At 67.0% G+C, this 16,293-nt stretch carries 14 protein-coding genes and 2 tRNA genes; 10 read left to right on the top strand and 6 right to left on the bottom strand.

What is annotated here, in order from left to right:
- Positions 1–3: 3 nt before the first annotated feature.
- Together Y900_RS03815 and Y900_RS03810 are read right to left on the bottom strand one after the other, a co-directional pair.
- Positions 4–1,293, bottom strand: coding sequence for a TetR/AcrR family transcriptional regulator (locus tag Y900_RS03815; RefSeq protein ID WP_036339199.1), 1,290 nt, complete (start codon positions 1,291–1,293; stop codon positions 4–6).
- Positions 1,294–1,419: 126 nt separating this feature from the next.
- Positions 1,420–2,550, bottom strand: a complete 1,131-nt coding sequence (locus tag Y900_RS03810; RefSeq protein WP_036339196.1) for a PQQ-dependent sugar dehydrogenase — start codon at positions 2,548–2,550, stop codon at positions 1,420–1,422.
- A gap of 136 nt (positions 2,551–2,686) precedes the next feature.
- Here Y900_RS03810 and Y900_RS03805 point away from each other — a divergent pair, with 136 nt between their 5' ends.
- A complete protein-coding gene (locus tag Y900_RS03805) occupies positions 2,687–3,520 on the top strand; it encodes a DoxX family protein (protein ID WP_036339194.1) in 834 nt (277 codons plus the stop codon).
- Between the two features lie 31 nt (positions 3,521–3,551).
- Here the strand turns inward: Y900_RS03805 and Y900_RS03800 are convergent, their stop codons facing one another.
- The gene (locus tag Y900_RS03800; RefSeq protein ID WP_051660304.1) at positions 3,552–3,965 is read right to left on the bottom strand and encodes a PH domain-containing protein; all 414 of its coding nucleotides are present in this window, start codon (positions 3,963–3,965) and stop codon (positions 3,552–3,554) included.
- A gap of 259 nt (positions 3,966–4,224) precedes the next feature.
- On the opposite strand from Y900_RS03800, the gene Y900_RS03795 reads away from it, so the two are divergent.
- Genes Y900_RS03795 through ilvC form a run of 3 tightly spaced genes read left to right on the top strand, consistent with a single transcriptional unit; the run spans position 4,225 to position 7,650 of the window.
- The gene (locus Y900_RS03795; RefSeq protein ID WP_036339191.1) at positions 4,225–6,087 is read left to right on the top strand and encodes an acetolactate synthase large subunit; all 1,863 of its coding nucleotides are present in this window, start codon (positions 4,225–4,227) and stop codon (positions 6,085–6,087) included.
- Positions 6,087–6,599 carry an acetolactate synthase small subunit gene (ilvN, locus tag Y900_RS03790; RefSeq protein WP_036339188.1) on the top strand — a complete coding sequence of 171 codons (513 nt, stop codon included), beginning with the start codon at positions 6,087–6,089 and terminating at the stop codon, positions 6,597–6,599. Before Y900_RS03795 ends, ilvN begins: the two co-directional genes overlap by 1 nt.
- A 49-nt stretch (positions 6,600–6,648) precedes the next feature.
- Positions 6,649–7,650 (top strand): ketol-acid reductoisomerase, encoded by a 1,002-nt coding sequence (gene ilvC / locus Y900_RS03785; RefSeq protein ID WP_192827558.1) that lies wholly within the window; start codon positions 6,649–6,651, stop codon positions 7,648–7,650.
- 118 nt (positions 7,651–7,768) lie between these two features.
- Here the strand turns inward: ilvC and Y900_RS03780 are convergent, their stop codons facing one another.
- Positions 7,769–9,196 (bottom strand): phytoene desaturase family protein, encoded by a 1,428-nt coding sequence (locus Y900_RS03780; protein WP_036339182.1) that lies wholly within the window; start codon positions 9,194–9,196, stop codon positions 7,769–7,771.
- Positions 9,197–9,261: 65 nt separating this feature from the next.
- Between Y900_RS03780 and serA the strand changes: the two genes are divergently transcribed.
- A complete protein-coding gene (serA, locus tag Y900_RS03775) occupies positions 9,262–10,848 on the top strand; it encodes a phosphoglycerate dehydrogenase (protein WP_036339179.1) in 1,587 nt (528 codons plus the stop codon).
- Positions 10,845–11,855 (top strand): 3-isopropylmalate dehydrogenase, encoded by a 1,011-nt coding sequence (locus tag Y900_RS03770; RefSeq protein WP_036339176.1) that lies wholly within the window; start codon positions 10,845–10,847, stop codon positions 11,853–11,855. Before serA ends, Y900_RS03770 begins: the two co-directional genes overlap by 4 nt.
- Here the strand turns inward: Y900_RS03770 and Y900_RS03765 are convergent.
- Positions 11,852–13,039 carry an MFS transporter gene (locus Y900_RS03765; RefSeq protein ID WP_036339173.1) on the bottom strand — a complete coding sequence of 396 codons (1,188 nt, stop codon included), beginning with the start codon at positions 13,037–13,039 and terminating at the stop codon, positions 11,852–11,854. The genes Y900_RS03770 and Y900_RS03765 overlap by 4 nt on opposite strands.
- A gap of 105 nt (positions 13,040–13,144) precedes the next feature.
- Here Y900_RS03765 and Y900_RS03760 point away from each other — a divergent pair, with 105 nt between their 5' ends.
- The 4 genes from Y900_RS03760 (at position 13,145) to Y900_RS03745 (ending at position 15,737) form a co-directional block, all read left to right on the top strand.
- Positions 13,145–13,921 carry a fumarylacetoacetate hydrolase family protein gene (locus Y900_RS03760; RefSeq protein ID WP_036339170.1) on the top strand — a complete coding sequence of 259 codons (777 nt, stop codon included), beginning with the start codon at positions 13,145–13,147 and terminating at the stop codon, positions 13,919–13,921.
- Positions 13,921–15,411, top strand: a complete 1,491-nt coding sequence (gltX, locus tag Y900_RS03755) for a glutamate--tRNA ligase (protein WP_036339167.1) — start codon at positions 13,921–13,923, stop codon at positions 15,409–15,411. The genes Y900_RS03760 and gltX overlap by 1 nt, the downstream gene beginning before the upstream one ends.
- A 103-nt stretch (positions 15,412–15,514) precedes the next feature.
- Positions 15,515–15,586, top strand: a tRNA-Gln gene (locus Y900_RS03750).
- Positions 15,587–15,661: 75 nt separating this feature from the next.
- Positions 15,662–15,737: transfer RNA gene (locus Y900_RS03745), tRNA-Glu, on the top strand.
- A gap of 48 nt (positions 15,738–15,785) precedes the next feature.
- Here Y900_RS03745 and Y900_RS03740 read toward each other — a convergent pair.
- Positions 15,786–16,283 (bottom strand): PPOX class F420-dependent oxidoreductase, encoded by a 498-nt coding sequence (locus Y900_RS03740; protein WP_036339164.1) that lies wholly within the window; start codon positions 16,281–16,283, stop codon positions 15,786–15,788.
- Positions 16,284–16,293 lie beyond the last annotated feature (10 nt).

The raw sequence follows: 16,293 nt of genomic DNA, 5'->3' as shown, positions 1-16,293 counted from the left end.
CACCTACGACCGTGTGACGACGACGCCGCGAAGTGATGTGTCGCGCACGCACAACAGCGAGGCACGCGTGCCGACCTGGCGAAGGATGCTCTCGGGAATCCAGCCGACGCAGATCACCGAGCGCGCGAGCAGATCGTTGGACGGGCTGTCGATGCTGATCTCACCGGACGTGATGCCTTCGGAGAGCAAGGCTTTCATCTGACGCACCCGCTTGGTGAACAGCCATCCGGGATTGGGCGTGTCCGGAGGAGACTGCCGCATCCACGCCAGCTGAATCCGGAACTCGTCGGCGAAGCGGTCCATCGCATTGGTGTTGATCCAGCTCAGGGCATCCAACTTCTCGACACTCGAGGAGTCCGACGCCAAGACCTCCGACCACCCCATGGCGACCTTCTCGCCGAACGACTGCATGATCGCCGCCAGCAGCTGGTCCTTGGACCCGATCAATCGGTACACCGTCCCGGTGCCCATGCCGGCCGCCGACGCGATGTCGCGGACGGTCGTGACCTCGTAGCCCTTCTTGCCGAATTCGGTTCTGGCGATGGCGCGTACGTGGGCCGCCTTGTCGTCCGCCTCGGCGTCGGCACCATCGGTCCAGGACCGGACGACCGCGTCGGCGGCCAGGAACGCCGCGGACGCATCCAGCTGTTCGTCGGTCGGTGAGCCGGCGGCCAGGCCCTCGAGGAGGATTCGGCACAGCAGCGCCGCCGACTTGTCGGAGCTTGCGTTGCCGCGGATGACATCGAGTCCGATCTGCAGCATCGTCTGCACGATCCGTTCGGCCAGCACGGCCAGGTCCACATCGGACCTCAGATAGCCGCTCCAGCGCGCTGCCCGAAGGGTTTCCAGCATCGACTGCAGCAGAGCGGTAGGGCGGCGCGCCGCCAGGACGGTCAGCTCGTGATTCGAACTCGGGCCCTCGTAGAACGACATCTGCAGAGCCGCGCGATGGGTGACCGAGCACTGCGCGATCGCCTTGCAGAGGTCGGCGATCTGGTCGAAGGCCGGGTGGAAGTCGGGATCGTTGAGACGGCTCTGCGCCTCGTCGGCGATCCGGTCCAGGTCCTCGTGATAGCGGTGCAGCAACTCGACGAGGATCGCTTCTTTGGAATCGAAGTGGTGATACAGGCTGCCGGGAAGAATGCCTGCCGCGTCGGCGATCTCCTGCAAGGACGTGCGCAGGCCGGACGTCGCGATGATCGAGGCCGCGGTCTGCAAGATCTCGGTACGGCGCGTGCCGTCGTCGTAGGCATGGCTCGTCCCCGCGTTCGGTGTCATGCGCGAGCGACCCACGACTCCTCCATTGGCTGGAACCCGATATTTGGTAGACGCTACCAGAGCCGGGTTCGCTGACAGGCCCGCCACCTGCGGATGTGGATCAAAAACGACCAGCTGCGGGAGGTCCGTTTGGTTTGGGTGTCAGGTGTTGTCGGCGTTGCTGCGAGGGAAGCCGCCGCCCTGCGGGAAGAGCGGGAAGACCACGTCGTCGAGCTTCTCGGCGTCACCGGCGGTGCGGTTGATCGTTGCGCCCCAGATGTTTCCGTCCGGGGCGACCTGCAGCGCCCAAGCGTGCCCGTGCGTGTCCTGGCGCACCACCTCGGGCTCGCCGGTCACCGACCCGGTGCCCTTCGCCAGTCGCACCGCGACGGTCTGCTTGGCGTTGACCAGGTTCACCAGCACGGTGCCGTCCAGCGCGGCACAGCCCGCGACTCCGGGCCGGTCCGGCCACGTCCACACCGTGGAGGTCTTGGCGTCCGGCGTGATGCGCTGCAGGCGGTCACCGGCCACGGAGCGATCGGTGATGTAGAGCGACTTGTCGGTGGGATCGATGCACATGCCACCGGCCGGACCCATCCCGGACAGTGCGGTGGTGGGCGGCGCGGGTTGCACGGTGGTCGGTTGTTCGAGGCGGATGACCTTGCCGGCCAATGACTTCGGATCCGCGGCCAGCGCCGGGTTGCCCGCGTCGCCGGTCTGCACGACGAGCGTCGTCGGGCTGGTGAAGATCAACGATCCGCTATTGCCGGTGGCGCCCTTGGGAATCCCGGTCAGGATGTCCTTGGGGATGTCGCCGTCGGCAACCCGGATCACCCGGTTGTCGGTGGGCGTGGTGATGTAGGCGTACATCAGCCGGTCCTGCGAGTAGGTGGGGGACAGCACGATGTCCATCAGCCCACCGTCACCGCTGGGGTCGACCGGGATGATGGTGTGGATCTTCGGCTCGGCGCTCACCGACACGTCTTTGACTGCACCGGTGGTGCGTTCGGCCACCAGTGCGGTCTTGCTGTCCGGGCCCATGATCAACCCGCTGGTGCTCTCCAGGCAGCCCTGCATGACTCCGGGCGCGGGGCAGGCCTTGGGGAAGGGCTTGGGCGGCAGCGGCGGTGGCGGCGGCGGCGTCGACGGCTGGCCCGGGGCCAGCTGCGGAGCCGTGGTGAAGGGCTGCGAAATATCGTTGTTGAACTTCGCGCAGCCCGCCGACGACCCGGCCACGACTGTCATTGCACAGAGTCCGGCCAGCACTCCGCGAACCGACCGGCGTACCTGCATGCCCGCCAGGTTACGGATATCGCGTCGATGTTCGCCACGACGGCCCGGCCACGACGCGAAATCCAGGCAATATTGGCCGCTAGAAGCGCCGCTCAAATCCCCGGTTTGCACCCCGGGTGGCCTTACTCTGACTCCCGTGACGAGTCAAGGCCCCGATCCGCACTGGCAGCGCCCCGACGATTCCTCGGCCCGGCCGACGTCGGCCAAGCTGGTCGACCCGGAGGACGATCTCCCCTCGGCCACCTACGGTGGCGACTTCGAGACCACGACGATTCCGCACTACACGTCGGGACTGCCGGGTTCGGCGCCGTCCACCGGCTACGGCCTGCTGCACGACCCCGAGCCGCTGCCCTATGTGCAGCCGCACCTGGATCCGACGCCCTCGCAGGCCACGCCGATGGAGATCGAACCCATCGACGCCGAAGAACGGGCGAAGGCCGCGGGGCGCCGCGGCACCCAAGACCTCGGCATGTTGCTGTTGCGCGTCGTCATCGGTGCGGCGTTCATCGGACACGGACTGCAGAAGGCCTTCGGGTGGTGGGGCGGCCAGGGCCTGGACGGTTTCAAGACCGCGCTCGCCGACGCCGGATACCAGCACGCGAGCCTGCTCACTTATGCCGGTGCCGGCGCCCAGATCCTGGTGGGTGTGCTGCTGGTGCTCGGATTGTTCACCCCGATCGCCGCCGCAGGCGGGATCGCCTACCTGCTGAACAGCTTGCTCACGATCATCTCGGCGCAGCGCAAGGACGGCTACCTCGCCGTCTTGGGACCGGACGGCATCGAGTACCTGCTGGTGCTGATCGTCGCGACATCCGCCGTCATCCTGGTCGGCCCCGGCCGGTATGGATTCGACGGCGGACGCGGCTGGGCCCGGCGACCGTTCGTCGGGTCATTCATCGCGTTGCTGCTCGGCATCGGTGGGGGCATCGCGGCGTGGGTGTTCCTGCACGGCAACAACCCACTGGCCTGATCACTCGTACGGGCTGATTCGTACGGCCTGATCACTCGTACGGATTGGGCACCCGCCCGCCGCTGGCCTCGGCCAGCAGCGGCAGCGTCGTGAATGTCACCGCGGGCAGCAGCAACTGCGAGCCGTCTTTCAGGTGCGCCCGTGCCCACGAGGTGCGCTCGAACCCGAGACCGTCGACTTCATCCCACCCGACGCTGCGGCTGCCGAACAGCGTGCGTGCCGTCAGGGTGTTTCGGTCGGCCACGGTGCGCAGCCGCACGATCGCCACCGACGCCAGGATGGGCAGCACCATGAACACCGCGCCCCACGTGGGGAACACGGTGATCATCACCAGCAGGCCCAAGGCCAGAAAGCCCGAGGCGAAATGCGCCATCGGCGACATCCGGATCACCACGGGTTCGGCGGGTCGGGTCGTCGATTCATCGGGTGCACGACGGGAGGCCATGGCTGCCATCATCCCACTGACCGGCGGCGCGGCTCGGGGCCCGCGTCGGGATTTGACGCTTGACCAGTGCGGAGGCTACCGTCGCAGGTTATGAAGACCGGCGGAATGCTCGTAGTAATTGGCCAGCGCGTTGGTGCCGCGCTTGCCCCGACACGGGCATAGCCACACGCACCAGCGCGCAACCCTCGTACAGCCGCCGAAGCTGACGGGGGTTTTTTCTTGCCCGAAGAAATGAACGCAGACCGAAAAGGACGACATCGTGAGCGCACCCACGCGACCGCCCGAGCCGTCGGCCACCGCCGACAGCCCAGGCGCAGCCCATTCCGCCGGTAAGAACGGCACGACCGCCGCCAAGCGCGTCGCCCCGGAGCAGCTCACGGGCGCCCAGGCGGTAGTCCGCTCGCTGGAAGAGATCGGCGTCGAGACCATCTTCGGAATCCCGGGCGGCGCGGTGCTGCCGGTCTACGACCCGCTCTACGACTCCCAGAAACTGCGCCACGTGCTGGTCCGCCACGAACAGGGCGCCGGGCACGCCGCCAGCGGTTACGCCCACGCCACCGGCAAGGTCGGGGTCATGATGGCCACCTCGGGTCCGGGTGCCACCAACCTGGTCACCCCGTTGGCCGACGCGCAGATGGACTCCATCCCGGTGGTCGCCATCACCGGGCAGGTCGGTCGCAGCCTGATCGGGACCGACGCCTTCCAGGAAGCCGACATTTCCGGCATCACGATGCCGATCACCAAGCACAATTTCCTGGTGCGCAACGGTGACGACATCCCGAGGGTGATCGCCGAGGCGTTCCACATCGCGTCAAGCGGACGTCCTGGAGCTGTTCTTGTCGATATCCCGAAGGACATCTTGCAGGGGCAGTGCACGTTCTCATGGCCGCCGCAGATCGATCTGCCCGGCTACAAGCCCAACACCAAGCCGCACAGCCGGCAGATCCGCGAGGCCGCCAAGCTGATCGCCGCGGCGCGTCGGCCGGTGCTCTATGTCGGCGGCGGCGTGATCCGCGGTGAGGCCACCGACGAGTTGCGGACGCTGGCCGAGCTGACCGGCATCCCGGTGGTCACCACCCTGATGGCGCGCGGTGCCTTCCCGGACAGCCACCAGCAGAACCTGGGTATGCCGGGTATGCATGGCACCGTCGCCGCGGTGGCCGGGCTGCAAAAGAGCGACCTGCTGATCGCGTTGGGTGCGCGGTTCGATGACCGGGTGACCGGCAAGCTGGATTCCTTTGCCCCCGAGGCGAAGGTCATCCACGTCGACATCGATCCCGCCGAGATCGGTAAGAACCGCAACGCCGACGTGCCGATCGTGGGCGATGTGAAGCTGGCGATCAGCGAACTGATCGAGGCGCTGCGCAAGATCTCCGGCGCGGAACCGCGGGCGAACCAGGACGACTGGTGGGAGTACCTGAACGGGATCCAGGCGACCTACCCGCTGAGCTATGACCCGCAGCATGACGGCAGCCTCAGCCCGGAGTACGTGATCTCCCAGTTGGGCAAGATCGCCGGGCCGGACGCCATCTACGTCGCGGGCGTCGGCCAGCACCAGATGTGGGCAGCGCAGTTCATCTCCTACGAAAACCCGCGCACCTGGCTGAATTCCGGCGGTCTGGGGACCATGGGCTACGCCGTCCCGGCGGCCATGGGCGCCAAGATGGCCAGGCCCGAGGCCGAGGTGTGGGCGATCGACGGCGACGGCTGCTTCCAGATGACCAATCAGGAGCTGGCCACCTGCGCGGTCGAAGGGGTGCCGATCAAGGTCGCGCTGATCAACAACGGCAACCTGGGCATGGTGCGCCAATGGCAGACCCTGTTCTACGAAGAGCGGTACAGCCAAACCGATCTGGCCACCCACAGCCATCGCATCCCGGACTTCGTCAAGCTGGCCGAGGCGTACGGGTGTGTCGGGCTGCGTTGCGAGCGTGAAGAAGACGTGATCGACGTGATCAACCAGGCCCGGGCCATCAACGACCGGCCGGTGGTGATCGACTTCATCGTCGGCGCCGACGCCCAGGTGTGGCCGATGGTCGCCGCGGGCTGCGGCAACGACGAGATCATGGCGGCGCGCAACATCCGCCCGCTGTTCGACGACAACGAGGAGGGACGGGCCTGATGGCGGGAAACACTGTCACCCACACCCTTTCGGTGTTGGTGGAAGACAAGCCCGGTGTGCTGGCCCGGGTGGCCGCACTGTTCTCCCGGCGCGGCTTCAACATCGAGTCACTGGCGGTCGGAGCCACCGAGCAGAAGAACATGTCGCGGATGACGATCGTCGTCACCGCGGAGGAGACACCGCTCGAGCAGATCACCAAGCAGCTCAACAAGCTGATCAACGTGATCAAGATCGTCGAGCAGGACGTCGAGAATTCGGTGCACCGTGAACTCGCGCTGATCAAGGTCCGCGCCGACGCCGGCACCCGCGGGCAGGTCATCGAGGCGGTGAACCTGTTCCGCGCCAAGGTGATCGACGTGTCCACCGAGTCGCTGACCATCGAGGCGACCGGCACCCAGGAGAAGATCGAGGCGTTCCTGCGGGTGCTCGAACCCTATGGCGTGCGCGAGATCGTGCAGTCCGGCGTGGTGTCACTGTCGCGAGGACCGCGCGGCATGACGAACGCCAAGTAAAGACCCATAAGTAACCAACCAGAAGGAAAGTTCAATCGTGTCAGTTGAGATGTTCTACGACGATGACGCCGACCTGTCGATCATTCAGGGCCGCAAGGTCGGTGTGATCGGTTACGGCAGCCAGGGCCACGCGCACTCGCTGAGCCTGCGTGACTCGGGCGTGCAGGTCAAGGTCGGCCTCAAGGAGGGCTCCAAGTCGCGCGAGAAGGTCACCGAGCAGGGCCTCGAGGTCGACACTCCCGCCGAGGTCGCCAAGTGGGCCGACGTCATCATGTTGCTGGCCCCGGACACCGCGCAGGCCGAGATCTTCAAGAACGACATCGAGCCGAACCTCGAGGACGGCAACGCCCTGTTCTTCGGCCACGGCCTGAACATCCACTTCGGTCTGATCAAGCCGCCGGCCAACGTGACCATCGGCATGGTCGCCCCCAAGGGCCCCGGCCACCTGGTGCGCCGCCAGTTCGTCGACGGCAAGGGTGTGCCCTGCCTGATCGCCGTCGACCAGGACCCCAAGGGTGAGGGCCAGGCGCTGGCGCTGTCCTACGCCAAGGGCATCGGCGGTACCCGCGCGGGCGTCATCAAGACGGACTTCAAGGAAGAGACCGAGACCGACCTCTTCGGTGAGCAGGCCGTGTTGTGCGGTGGCACCGAGGAACTCGTCAAGGCCGGCTTCGAGGTCATGGTCGAGGCGGGCTACGCCCCCGAGATGGCTTACTTCGAGGTGCTCCACGAGCTCAAGCTGATCGTCGACCTGATGTACGAGGGCGGCATCGCCCGGATGAACTACTCGGTGTCCGACACCGCGGAGTTCGGTGGCTACATCTCCGGTCCGCGCGTCATCGATGCCGACACCAAGGAGCGGATGCGCGGCATCCTCAAGGACATCCAGGACGGGAGCTTCGTCAAGCGCCTGGTCGCCAACGTCGAGGGCGGCAACAAGGAGCTCGAAGGACTGCGCAAGAAGAACGCCGAGCACCCGATCGAGGTCACTGGCAAGAAGCTGCGCGACCTGATGAGCTGGGTCGACCGGCCCATCACCGAAACGGCTTAGCCAGTTCGCTTTACTTGAAGCCACGCAGGGTGTCGTGAAGACCCCCTGCGTGGCTTCTTTTTTCATCCACCAGGTACGGCGCGCCCACGAGCGCTCAGCGCACGAAACCGCGCCGGATTTAGGGGGCGAGTGACGGCAGTGGCAGGCCGAATTCACGCTTGAGCACCGTGCGCGCGGCGTAGTAACCGCACATCCCGTGCACGCCGGTCCCCGGCGGAGTCGCCGACGAACTCAGGTACGCCTTGGGGATCGGGGTGGTCCACGGATTCCAGCGCAACGTCGGCCCGACCATCGCCGCGAACAGCGTCGCCCCGCCGACGATGATGTCGCCGCCGACGTAGTTCGCGTTGTGCGCAGGCATCTGCGCCGCGGTCACACATCGCGAGGCCAGCACCAAGTCCCGGAATCCGGGTGCGGCGTTCTCGAACATTCTGATGACCGTCTCGGTGACGTCCTCGGTCGAGTTCGACGGAACGTGCGCATACGTCCACAGCGGTCGGCGTCCCGCGGAGTCGATCCGCGACGGGTCGGACAGGTGCGGCAGCGCCGCCAACGTCATCGGCCACTCGGCGTGGCGCCCCGCGGCGATCTCCTTCTCGCCGTACGCCATCTGCGCGCGGGTGCCGCCCATGTGGACGGTGGGGGAGTTCGCCATCCGCTCGTCACGCCAGGGGATGTCGCCGGAGAGCACGAAGTCCACTTTGCAGACACCCGGCCCGAACTTGTAGCGCCGCAAGGACTTTGCGTAAGAATCCGGTACCGCTGAGCCGTAGATGTCCAGCAGCGCGGTGGGCGCGGTGTCGTAGATCACCACACCCGGCGGTGGGGAGGTCACCGGCTCGCCGACCACCAGCTCGCCGCCGTGGGCCTGCAGATCCGCGAGCATCGCGTCGACGATCACCTGGCTGCCGCCGACCGGCACCGGCCAGCCCGCGGTGTGCGCGACCGTGCCGAGCATGATCCCGGCGCCACTGTTGACCGGCGACGGCATCGTCGAGATCGCATGGGTGCCAACGCCGGTGAACAGCGCGCGGGCGTCCTCGCCGCGCAGCACGCCCCACGCCGGGCTGCCCTGGGCGAGCACCCGCAGTCCCGATCGCACGGTGGTGAGGAGATCGGGTGGCAGCGAGCGCTTGTCGCCGAGGAAGAATCCGAGCACACCGGCGGGATGGGACGCCAGCGGACCGAACAGCCGCCGCCACGAGCTGCCCTCGTCCAGTTCGGCGCAGGTGCGCTGCAGCGAGTGGTAGGCGATCGCGGCGGGCCGGTTCGGCAGCGGGTTCGCGTAGGAGATCTCCGGCACGATCAACTCGACGCCCCGCGCCGGAAGGTCGAACTCGGCGAAGAAGGGGGAGGCCAGTGCCAGCGGATGCACGGCCGAGCAGACGTCATGCCGGATGCCGGGATATTCCGGGTCGGCCGTGGTGCGGGCACCGCCGCCGAACGTCGGCTGGCCTTCGATGACGCGCACCGACAAGCCGGCGCGCGCGCAGATGACGGCGGCCGCCAACCCATTGGGACCACTGCCGACGACGGTCACGTCCACCGTCTAAGTAGACCGCACCACGGCCGATGATCGTCCACCGGGCGACAACCACTAGGCTGACCGGCGTGAATCTGCCCGTTGTGTTGATCGCAGACAAGCTCGCCGAGTCGACCGTCGCAGCCCTGGGTGACCAGGTCGAGGTGCGCTGGGTCGACGGCCCGGACCGGCCGAAACTGCTGGCCGCCGTCGCCGACGCCGACGCCCTGCTGGTGCGCTCGGCCACCACGGTGGACGCCGAGGTGATCGCCGCCGCGCCCAAGCTGAAGATCGTCGCCCGGGCCGGCGTCGGCCTGGACAACGTCGACGTCGACGCCGCCACCGCTGCCGGGGTGCTGGTCGTGAACGCGCCGACGTCGAACATCCACAGCGCCGCCGAGCACGCGCTGGCCCTGATGCTGTCGGCCGCGCGGCAGATCCCCGCCGCCGACGCGACGCTGCGCCAGCACACCTGGAAGCGGTCGTCGTTCTCCGGCACCGAGATCTACGGCAAGACCGTCGGCGTGGTGGGTCTTGGCCGGATCGGACAGCTGGTGGCGCAGCGCCTGGCCGCCTTCGGCACCCACGTCATCGCCTACGACCCGTACGTGCCGGCCGCCCGCGCCGCCCAGCTGGGCATCGAGCTGATGCCGCTCGACGACCTGCTGGCCCGGGCCGACTTCATCTCCGTGCACCTGCCCAAGACCCCGGAGACCGCCGGTCTGCTCGGCAAGGAGGCGCTGGCGAAGACCAAGAAGGGCGTGGTCATCGTCAACGCCGCCCGTGGTGGTCTGATCGACGAGCACGCCCTCGCCGATGCGATCACAAGTGGTCATGTGTTCGCGGCGGGCCTCGATGTGTTCAGCACCGAACCGTGCACCGACAGCCCGTTGTTCGAACTGCCGCAGGTTGTCGTCACCCCGCACCTGGGTGCCTCCACCGCCGAGGCTCAGGACCGGGCAGGCACCGATGTGGCGGCGAGCGTGAAGCTGGCGCTGGCCGGCGAGTTCGTGCCGGATGCGGTCAACGTCGGCGGCGGTGCGGTGAGCGAAGAGGTGGCACCCTGGCTGGACCTGGCCCGCAAGCTCGGCCTGCTGGTCGGTGTGCTGTCCACCGGCGCCGCGTCGAACCTGTCGGTCCGGGTCTCCGGCGAGATTGCCTCCGAAGATGTTGAGGTGCTGAAACTTTCGGCGCTGCGCGGATTCTTCTCGACGGTGACCGATCAGCAGGTGACGTTCGTCAACGCGCCGAACCTGGCCGCCGAACGGGGCCTGCAGAGCGAACTGACGACGGCGAGCGAGAGCCCCAACCATCGCAGCCTCGTCGACGTCCGGGTGGTCGGTCCCGACGGCACCGCCACAAACGTGTCCGGAACGTTGTCCGGCCCGCAGCAGGTCGAGAAGGTCGTCCAGATCAACGGGCGCAACTTCGATCTGCGCGCCGAGGGGGTGAACCTGGTGCTGCACTACTCGGATCAGCCCGGGGCGCTGGGCAAGATCGGCACGGTGCTCGGCAACGCCGACGTGAACATCCTGGCGGCTCAGCTGAGCCAGGACACCAGCGGCGAGGCCGCGACTCTGATGCTGCGGCTGGACCGCGATGTGTCCGACGATATCCGGTCGGCGATCCGCACGGCCGTCGGCGCGACGACCCTGGAAGTGGTGGACCTGTCATGAAACTGGCGGTGATCGCGGGCGACGGTATCGGCCCGGAGGTGATCGGCGAAGCGCTGCAGGTGCTCGATGTGGTGCTGCCCGGTGTGGAGAAGACCGAATACGACCTCGGTGCGCGTCGCTATCACGCCAGCGGTGAGCTGCTCACCGAAGACACCATCGAGGAACTGCGCGGCTACGACGCCATCCTGCTCGGCGCCATCGGCGACCCGTCGGTCCCCAGCGGGGTGCTGGAACGTGGGCTGCTGCTCAAACTGCGGTTTGCGCTGGACCACCACGTCAACCTGCGACCGGGTCGGCTGTATCCGGGTGTGGACAGTCCGCTGTCCGGGGTGACCGGTATCGATTTCGTCGTGGTGCGCGAAGGCACCGAGGGCCCGTACACCGGCAACGGCGGCGCGCTGCGCGTCGGAACCCCGCACGAGGTGGCCACCGAAGTCAGCGTGAACACCGCGTTCGGCGTCGAGCGCGTGGTGCGTGATGCGTTCGCCCGCGCGCAGTCCCGGCGCAAGCACCTGACATTGGTGCACAAGACGAACGTACTGACGTTCGCGGGCAGCCTGTGGTCGCGGGTCGTCGCCGAGGTCGGCGCCGAATTCCCCGATGTGGATGTCGCGTATCAGCACATCGACGCTGCCACCATCCACATGGTCACCGATCCGGGGCGGTTCGACGTCATCGTCACCGACAACCTCTTCGGCGACATCATCACCGATCTATCGGCCGCCGTCTGCGGTGGAATCGGCCTGGCCGCAAGCGGAAACATCGATGCGACGCGGACGAATCCGTCGATGTTCGAACCGGTTCACGGCAGTGCGCCCGACATCGCAGGTCAGGGCATCGCGGATCCGACGGCTGCGGTTATGTCGGTGGCGCTGCTGCTCAGTCACGTCGGCGAGGACGCCGCGGCGGCCCGGGTCGACAAGGCCGTCGCCAGTCATCTGGCCACCCGCGGCGATGCGACGTTGTCCACCCGCGAGGTCGGCGAGCGGATCCGCGCGGCGCTCTAGTCTCGACGCGGCGGGTCCGTCGGGACCAGCGGGAACGCGACGAGCGGGAACAGCGCGCACACGGCGAAGGCCACCGGGTAACCCAGCACGCCGATCAGCGCGCCGAACAGCGGCGGAGCGATACCGGTGGTCAGCAGTTGGCTGGTGTTCTGCGCGCCCAACGCCCGGCCGCTCCAGAACGGCCCGGTGATCTCGGCGATCGCGGTGAACGCCAATCCGTTGTCGCTCACCGTGATCACCGACGCCGCGACCATCACCGCGATGCTCAGCGGTGAGTGCAGCGCGTCGGTGAGCGCCAACAGGAACATCGACGCCGCCGCGGCCAACGCGATCGTGCGAATCGGCCGTAGCCGCAGACCCAACCGGTCCGACCAGCGTCCGGCGGCGATGCGTCCCAGCGCTCCCAGGATCTGCGCGAACATCACCATCAGGCCGGCGGCTTGCGCGGACCAGCCGCGGTCGGTGATCAGCCACACCAGGGTGAATGTCCACACCACGCACTGCGGCACCACGAGCAGCACCGACACGGCGTGGATGCGCCACAGCAGCGCCGAGCCGCGATAGGGGTTGGCCAGGTGCTCGGCCGGAGCCTCGGCGCGCGGGGGCCGTGGTGGATCGGCCACCGCGACAGCGCACACCACCGCTGCCACACCGCACACGATCGCCGGGAACAGCAGCGCGACACCAACGCCGTGAGATTGGGCGAGCCGGGGAATCACCAACGCACCGAACGCCACTCCGAGCGGCTGAGCGGTCTGGCGGATGCCCATCACCAGTCCGCGCTGATGTGGCGGAAACCACCCGACCACCAACCGTCCACTGGCCGAATTGCTGCTCGCGGCCGCCATTCCGCCCAGGAACAGGAAGACGCCCACCACGAACAAGGAGTGGGCTGTGGCCGCTGCGAGCGCCGCGGCGGCGGTCAGCGCGGAGCCGACCGACAACACGAAACGCTCACCGACCCGGTCCACCACATAGCCCCAGGCGATCAGGGTGACGACCATGCCGAAGCTCGGCATCGCCGACACCAGACCGGATTTGGCCAGGTCGAGGCCCATCGTGGTGTGCAGGGTCGGAATGAGGAATGCGGCCCCGTTGATGAAGACGTTGGCGGACAGCGTTGCGAACAGCGCGATCACGAGCATCATCCATCGCCGCACGGTGCTGATCGCGTCGACGGCCATGCGTCCATGATTCCATCCGTGTCCCACAATGCTGAATCTGATTCTCAAAATATGAGACATCCGGGTCGTATCGGGAGCCGATGACCCGAGCACTAGGCTGTTGACATGCGCCTGGGTCGAATTGCCAGCCCCGATGGGGTCGCCTTCGTCAGTATCGAAGGGGACCGTGGGAGCGAAATCGTTCGTGAAATCGCCGAACATCCGTTCGGTACGCCGACGTTCACCGGCCGGACCTGGCCGCTCGCCGATGTGCGCCTGCTGGCACCGATCCTTGCCAGCAAGGTGGTGTGCATGGGAAAGAACTACGCGGCGCACATCGCGGAGATGGGCGGTGAAGCGCCGGAGGACCCGGTGATCTTCCTCAAGCCCAACACCGCGATCATCGGCCCCGGTGTGCCAATTCAGTTGCCTGCCAATGCTTCACCGGTACACCATGAGGGCGAACTCGCCGTGGTGATCGGCAGGCCCTGTAAGGACGTCCCCGCCGCCCGTGCCGCGGAGAACATCCTCGGCTACACCATCGCCAATGACGTGTCCGCCCGCGATCAGCAGAAAGCGGACGGCCAGTGGATGCGCGCTAAAGGCCACGATACGTTCTGTCCCGTCGGCCCGTGGATCGTCACCGACCTGGACCCTTCCGATCTGGAGATCCGCACCGAGGTCAACGGCGAGGTGCGCCAGCTGAGTCGAACCTCGATGATGATCCACGACATCGGCGCCATCATCGAGTGGATCTCGGCGGTGATGACGTTGCTGCCCGGTGATCTCATTCTCACCGGCACTCCCGAAGGCGTCGGGCCGATCGAGAACGGCGACACCGTCAGCATCAGCGTCGAGGGCATCGGAACGTTGTCCAATCCCGTGATCCGAAAGGGCAATTGATGACCGCGGCCGCCAACGACACGGTGCGCGTGCGGTTTTGCCCGTCGCCGACCGGAATTCCGCATGTCGGGATGGTCCGCACCGCACTGTTCAACTGGGCCTACGCCCGCCATACCGGAGGCACGTTCGTGTTCCGGATCGAGGACACCGACGCCGCGCGTGATTCCGAGGAAAGCTATGCGGCATTGCTTGAAGCATTGCGGTGGCTGGGTCTGGACTGGGACGAGGGCCCGGAGGTCGGCGGGCCTCACGAGCCGTACCGGCAATCGCAACGTACCGACCTGTACCGCGATGTGCTGGCGCGCCTGCTTGACTCCGGGGAGGCCTACCTGGCCTACTCCACGCCGGAGGAGGTCGAGGCCCGACATGTGGCGGCGGGGCGCAATCCCAAACTGGGCTATGACAATTACGACCGCGACCTGACCGACGAGCAGCGCGCCGCCTTCGCTGCCGAGGGGCGCAACGCGGTCATGCGGCTGCGGATGCCCGACGCCGACATCAGCTGGCACGACCTGGTCCGCGGCACGACGACGTTCGCCGCCGGCACGGTTCCCGACTTCGCCCTGACCCGGGCGACGGGAGAACCGTTGTACACCTTGGTCAATCCGGTCGACGACGCACTGATGAAGATCACCCACGTGCTGCGCGGCGAGGACCTGCTGCCCTCAACGCCGCGTCAGATCGCGCTGTACCAGGCGCTCATTCGTATCGGGGTGGCCGAGCGGGTGCCCGAATTCGCGCACCTGCCACCGGTGTTGGGGGAGGGCACCAAGAAGCTGTCCAAGCGCGACCCGGAGTCCAACCTTTTCCTGCACCGCGATCGGGGATTCCTCCCCGAGGGGCTGCTGAACTATCTGGCGCTACTGGGCTGGGGGATCGCCCAGGACCGGGACATCTTCACCCTTGAGGAGATGGTCGCAGCCTTCGACGTCGTGGACGTCAACTCCAACCCGGCGCGCTTCGACCAGAAGAAGGCCGACGCGATCAACGCCGAGCACATTCGCCGTCTGGACGAGGCAGAGTTCGCCGCGCGGTTACGGGCCTACTTCGAGGCGCACGGCCACGACACCGGGCTGGACGAAACGGGTTTCGCCACCGCCGCGCAGCTGGTGCAGACCCGCATCGTGGTGCTCTCCGACGCGTGGTCGCTGCTGAAGTTCTTCGACGACGCCGCTTACGAGCTGGACCCCAAGGCTGCCGCCAAGGAGCTCGGCCCCGATGCCGCGCCGGTGCTGACCGCGGCGATCACTGCGCTCGACGCGGTGGCCGAGTGGACGACGCCGGCCATCGAGGAGGCGCTGAAGGCGGCGCTGCTGGAGAACCTCGAGCTCAAGCCCCGCAAGGCGTTCGGCCCGATCCGGGTGGCGGTGACCGGATCCACGATCAGCCCGCCGCTGTTCGAGTCGCTGGAGCTGCTCGGTCGCGACCGCAGCCTGCAGCGACTGCGCGAAGCGCACGAGCGGGCCGGGGGGCCGGAAAAAGACGGGTAAAATCTTTGATAGTCTGCTCGTCGGCCCGCAACCACGGCGGAGCGGCCCTCACCCCCTGGGAAACCAGGAAAAGGCTGCTTGACCAGCGGTTATAGGCCGTTGATGGGGTATGGTGTAATTGGCAACACTAGGGATTCTGATTCCCTCATTCTAGGTTCGAGTCCTGGTACCCCAGCAATTATGTCGGCAACGCCCTCTGGGCTATGCTGGCAACCCGGTGCGCCACGCGGCGCGCCACGGATTTGGTTCTGGCCCCGTCGTCTAGCGGCCTAGGACGCCGCCCTCTCACGGCGGTAGCGTGGGTTCGAATCCCATCGGGGCTACCAAATCAAATCGCCCGGTCATCGACCGGGCGATTCGTCGTTTCGAGCCTCCTATTCGGTTGGTGCGGTGGAGCCGGCCAACGGCATCGGGGGCAAGCCGAGCTTGCCGTGATCCCAGGAGCGGGTGCGCTTGGCCACAATGCGCACCGCCACACGCTTGTTCATCATCATGTCGACGGCCGGCTTGAGATCGTCGGTGTAGGGCCCGTTGTAGCGCTCCCACACGCTGATGCCGACTTTGAAGATGGTGTCGGGGTCCTCGACGATCTCGGCGACACCTTCGAAGGAGACCCCGCGCAGCGTGTCGTAGGTGTCGCCGTCCTCGATGAGGAAGCTCACCCGCGGGTCGCGACGCAGGTTGACGGCCTTCTGTGACTTGGCTTTCGTCTCGACCCAGATCTCGCCGTCGAGGACGCCGTACCACATGGCCACGAGATGCGGCTGGCCGTCGGGGCCGATGGTCGCCATGGTGCCGGTGCGACTGCGTGCGACGAAGTCGGCGACCTCGGCGTCCGACATGACGATCTGGTTGCGTTGATTGGTTCCCATGGCGTCAGTT

This window comes from Mycolicibacterium aromaticivorans JS19b1 = JCM 16368, from assembly GCF_000559085.1.
Lineage (GTDB): Bacteria > Actinomycetota > Actinomycetes > Mycobacteriales > Mycobacteriaceae > Mycobacterium > Mycobacterium aromaticivorans.
The sequence above is the reverse complement of the archived record's forward strand: the minus strand, read 5'-3'. Positions and strand labels throughout refer to the sequence as shown.

What these genes read in the sequence shown, in the direction of transcription:
- Y900_RS03765 (WP_036339173.1), bottom strand. Translation starts at nt 13,039, where the DNA reads ATGGCCGTCGACGCGATCAGCACCGTGCGGCGATGGATGATGCTCGTG.
- Y900_RS03770 (WP_036339176.1), top strand. Translation starts at nt 10,845, where the DNA reads ATGAAACTGGCGGTGATCGCGGGCGACGGTATCGGCCCGGAGGTGATC.
- Y900_RS03740 (WP_036339164.1), bottom strand. Translation starts at nt 16,283, where the DNA reads ATGGGAACCAATCAACGCAACCAGATCGTCATGTCGGACGCCGAGGTC.
- Y900_RS03810 (WP_036339196.1), bottom strand. Translation starts at nt 2,550, where the DNA reads ATGCAGGTACGCCGGTCGGTTCGCGGAGTGCTGGCCGGACTCTGTGCA.
- gltX (WP_036339167.1), top strand. Translation starts at nt 13,921, where the DNA reads ATGACCGCGGCCGCCAACGACACGGTGCGCGTGCGGTTTTGCCCGTCG.
- Y900_RS03760 (WP_036339170.1), top strand. Translation starts at nt 13,145, where the DNA reads ATGCGCCTGGGTCGAATTGCCAGCCCCGATGGGGTCGCCTTCGTCAGT.
- Y900_RS03800 (WP_051660304.1), bottom strand. Translation starts at nt 3,965, where the DNA reads ATGGCCTCCCGTCGTGCACCCGATGAATCGACGACCCGACCCGCCGAA.
- ilvN (WP_036339188.1), top strand. Translation starts at nt 6,087, where the DNA reads ATGGCGGGAAACACTGTCACCCACACCCTTTCGGTGTTGGTGGAAGAC.
- ilvC (WP_192827558.1), top strand. Translation starts at nt 6,649, where the DNA reads ATGTTCTACGACGATGACGCCGACCTGTCGATCATTCAGGGCCGCAAG.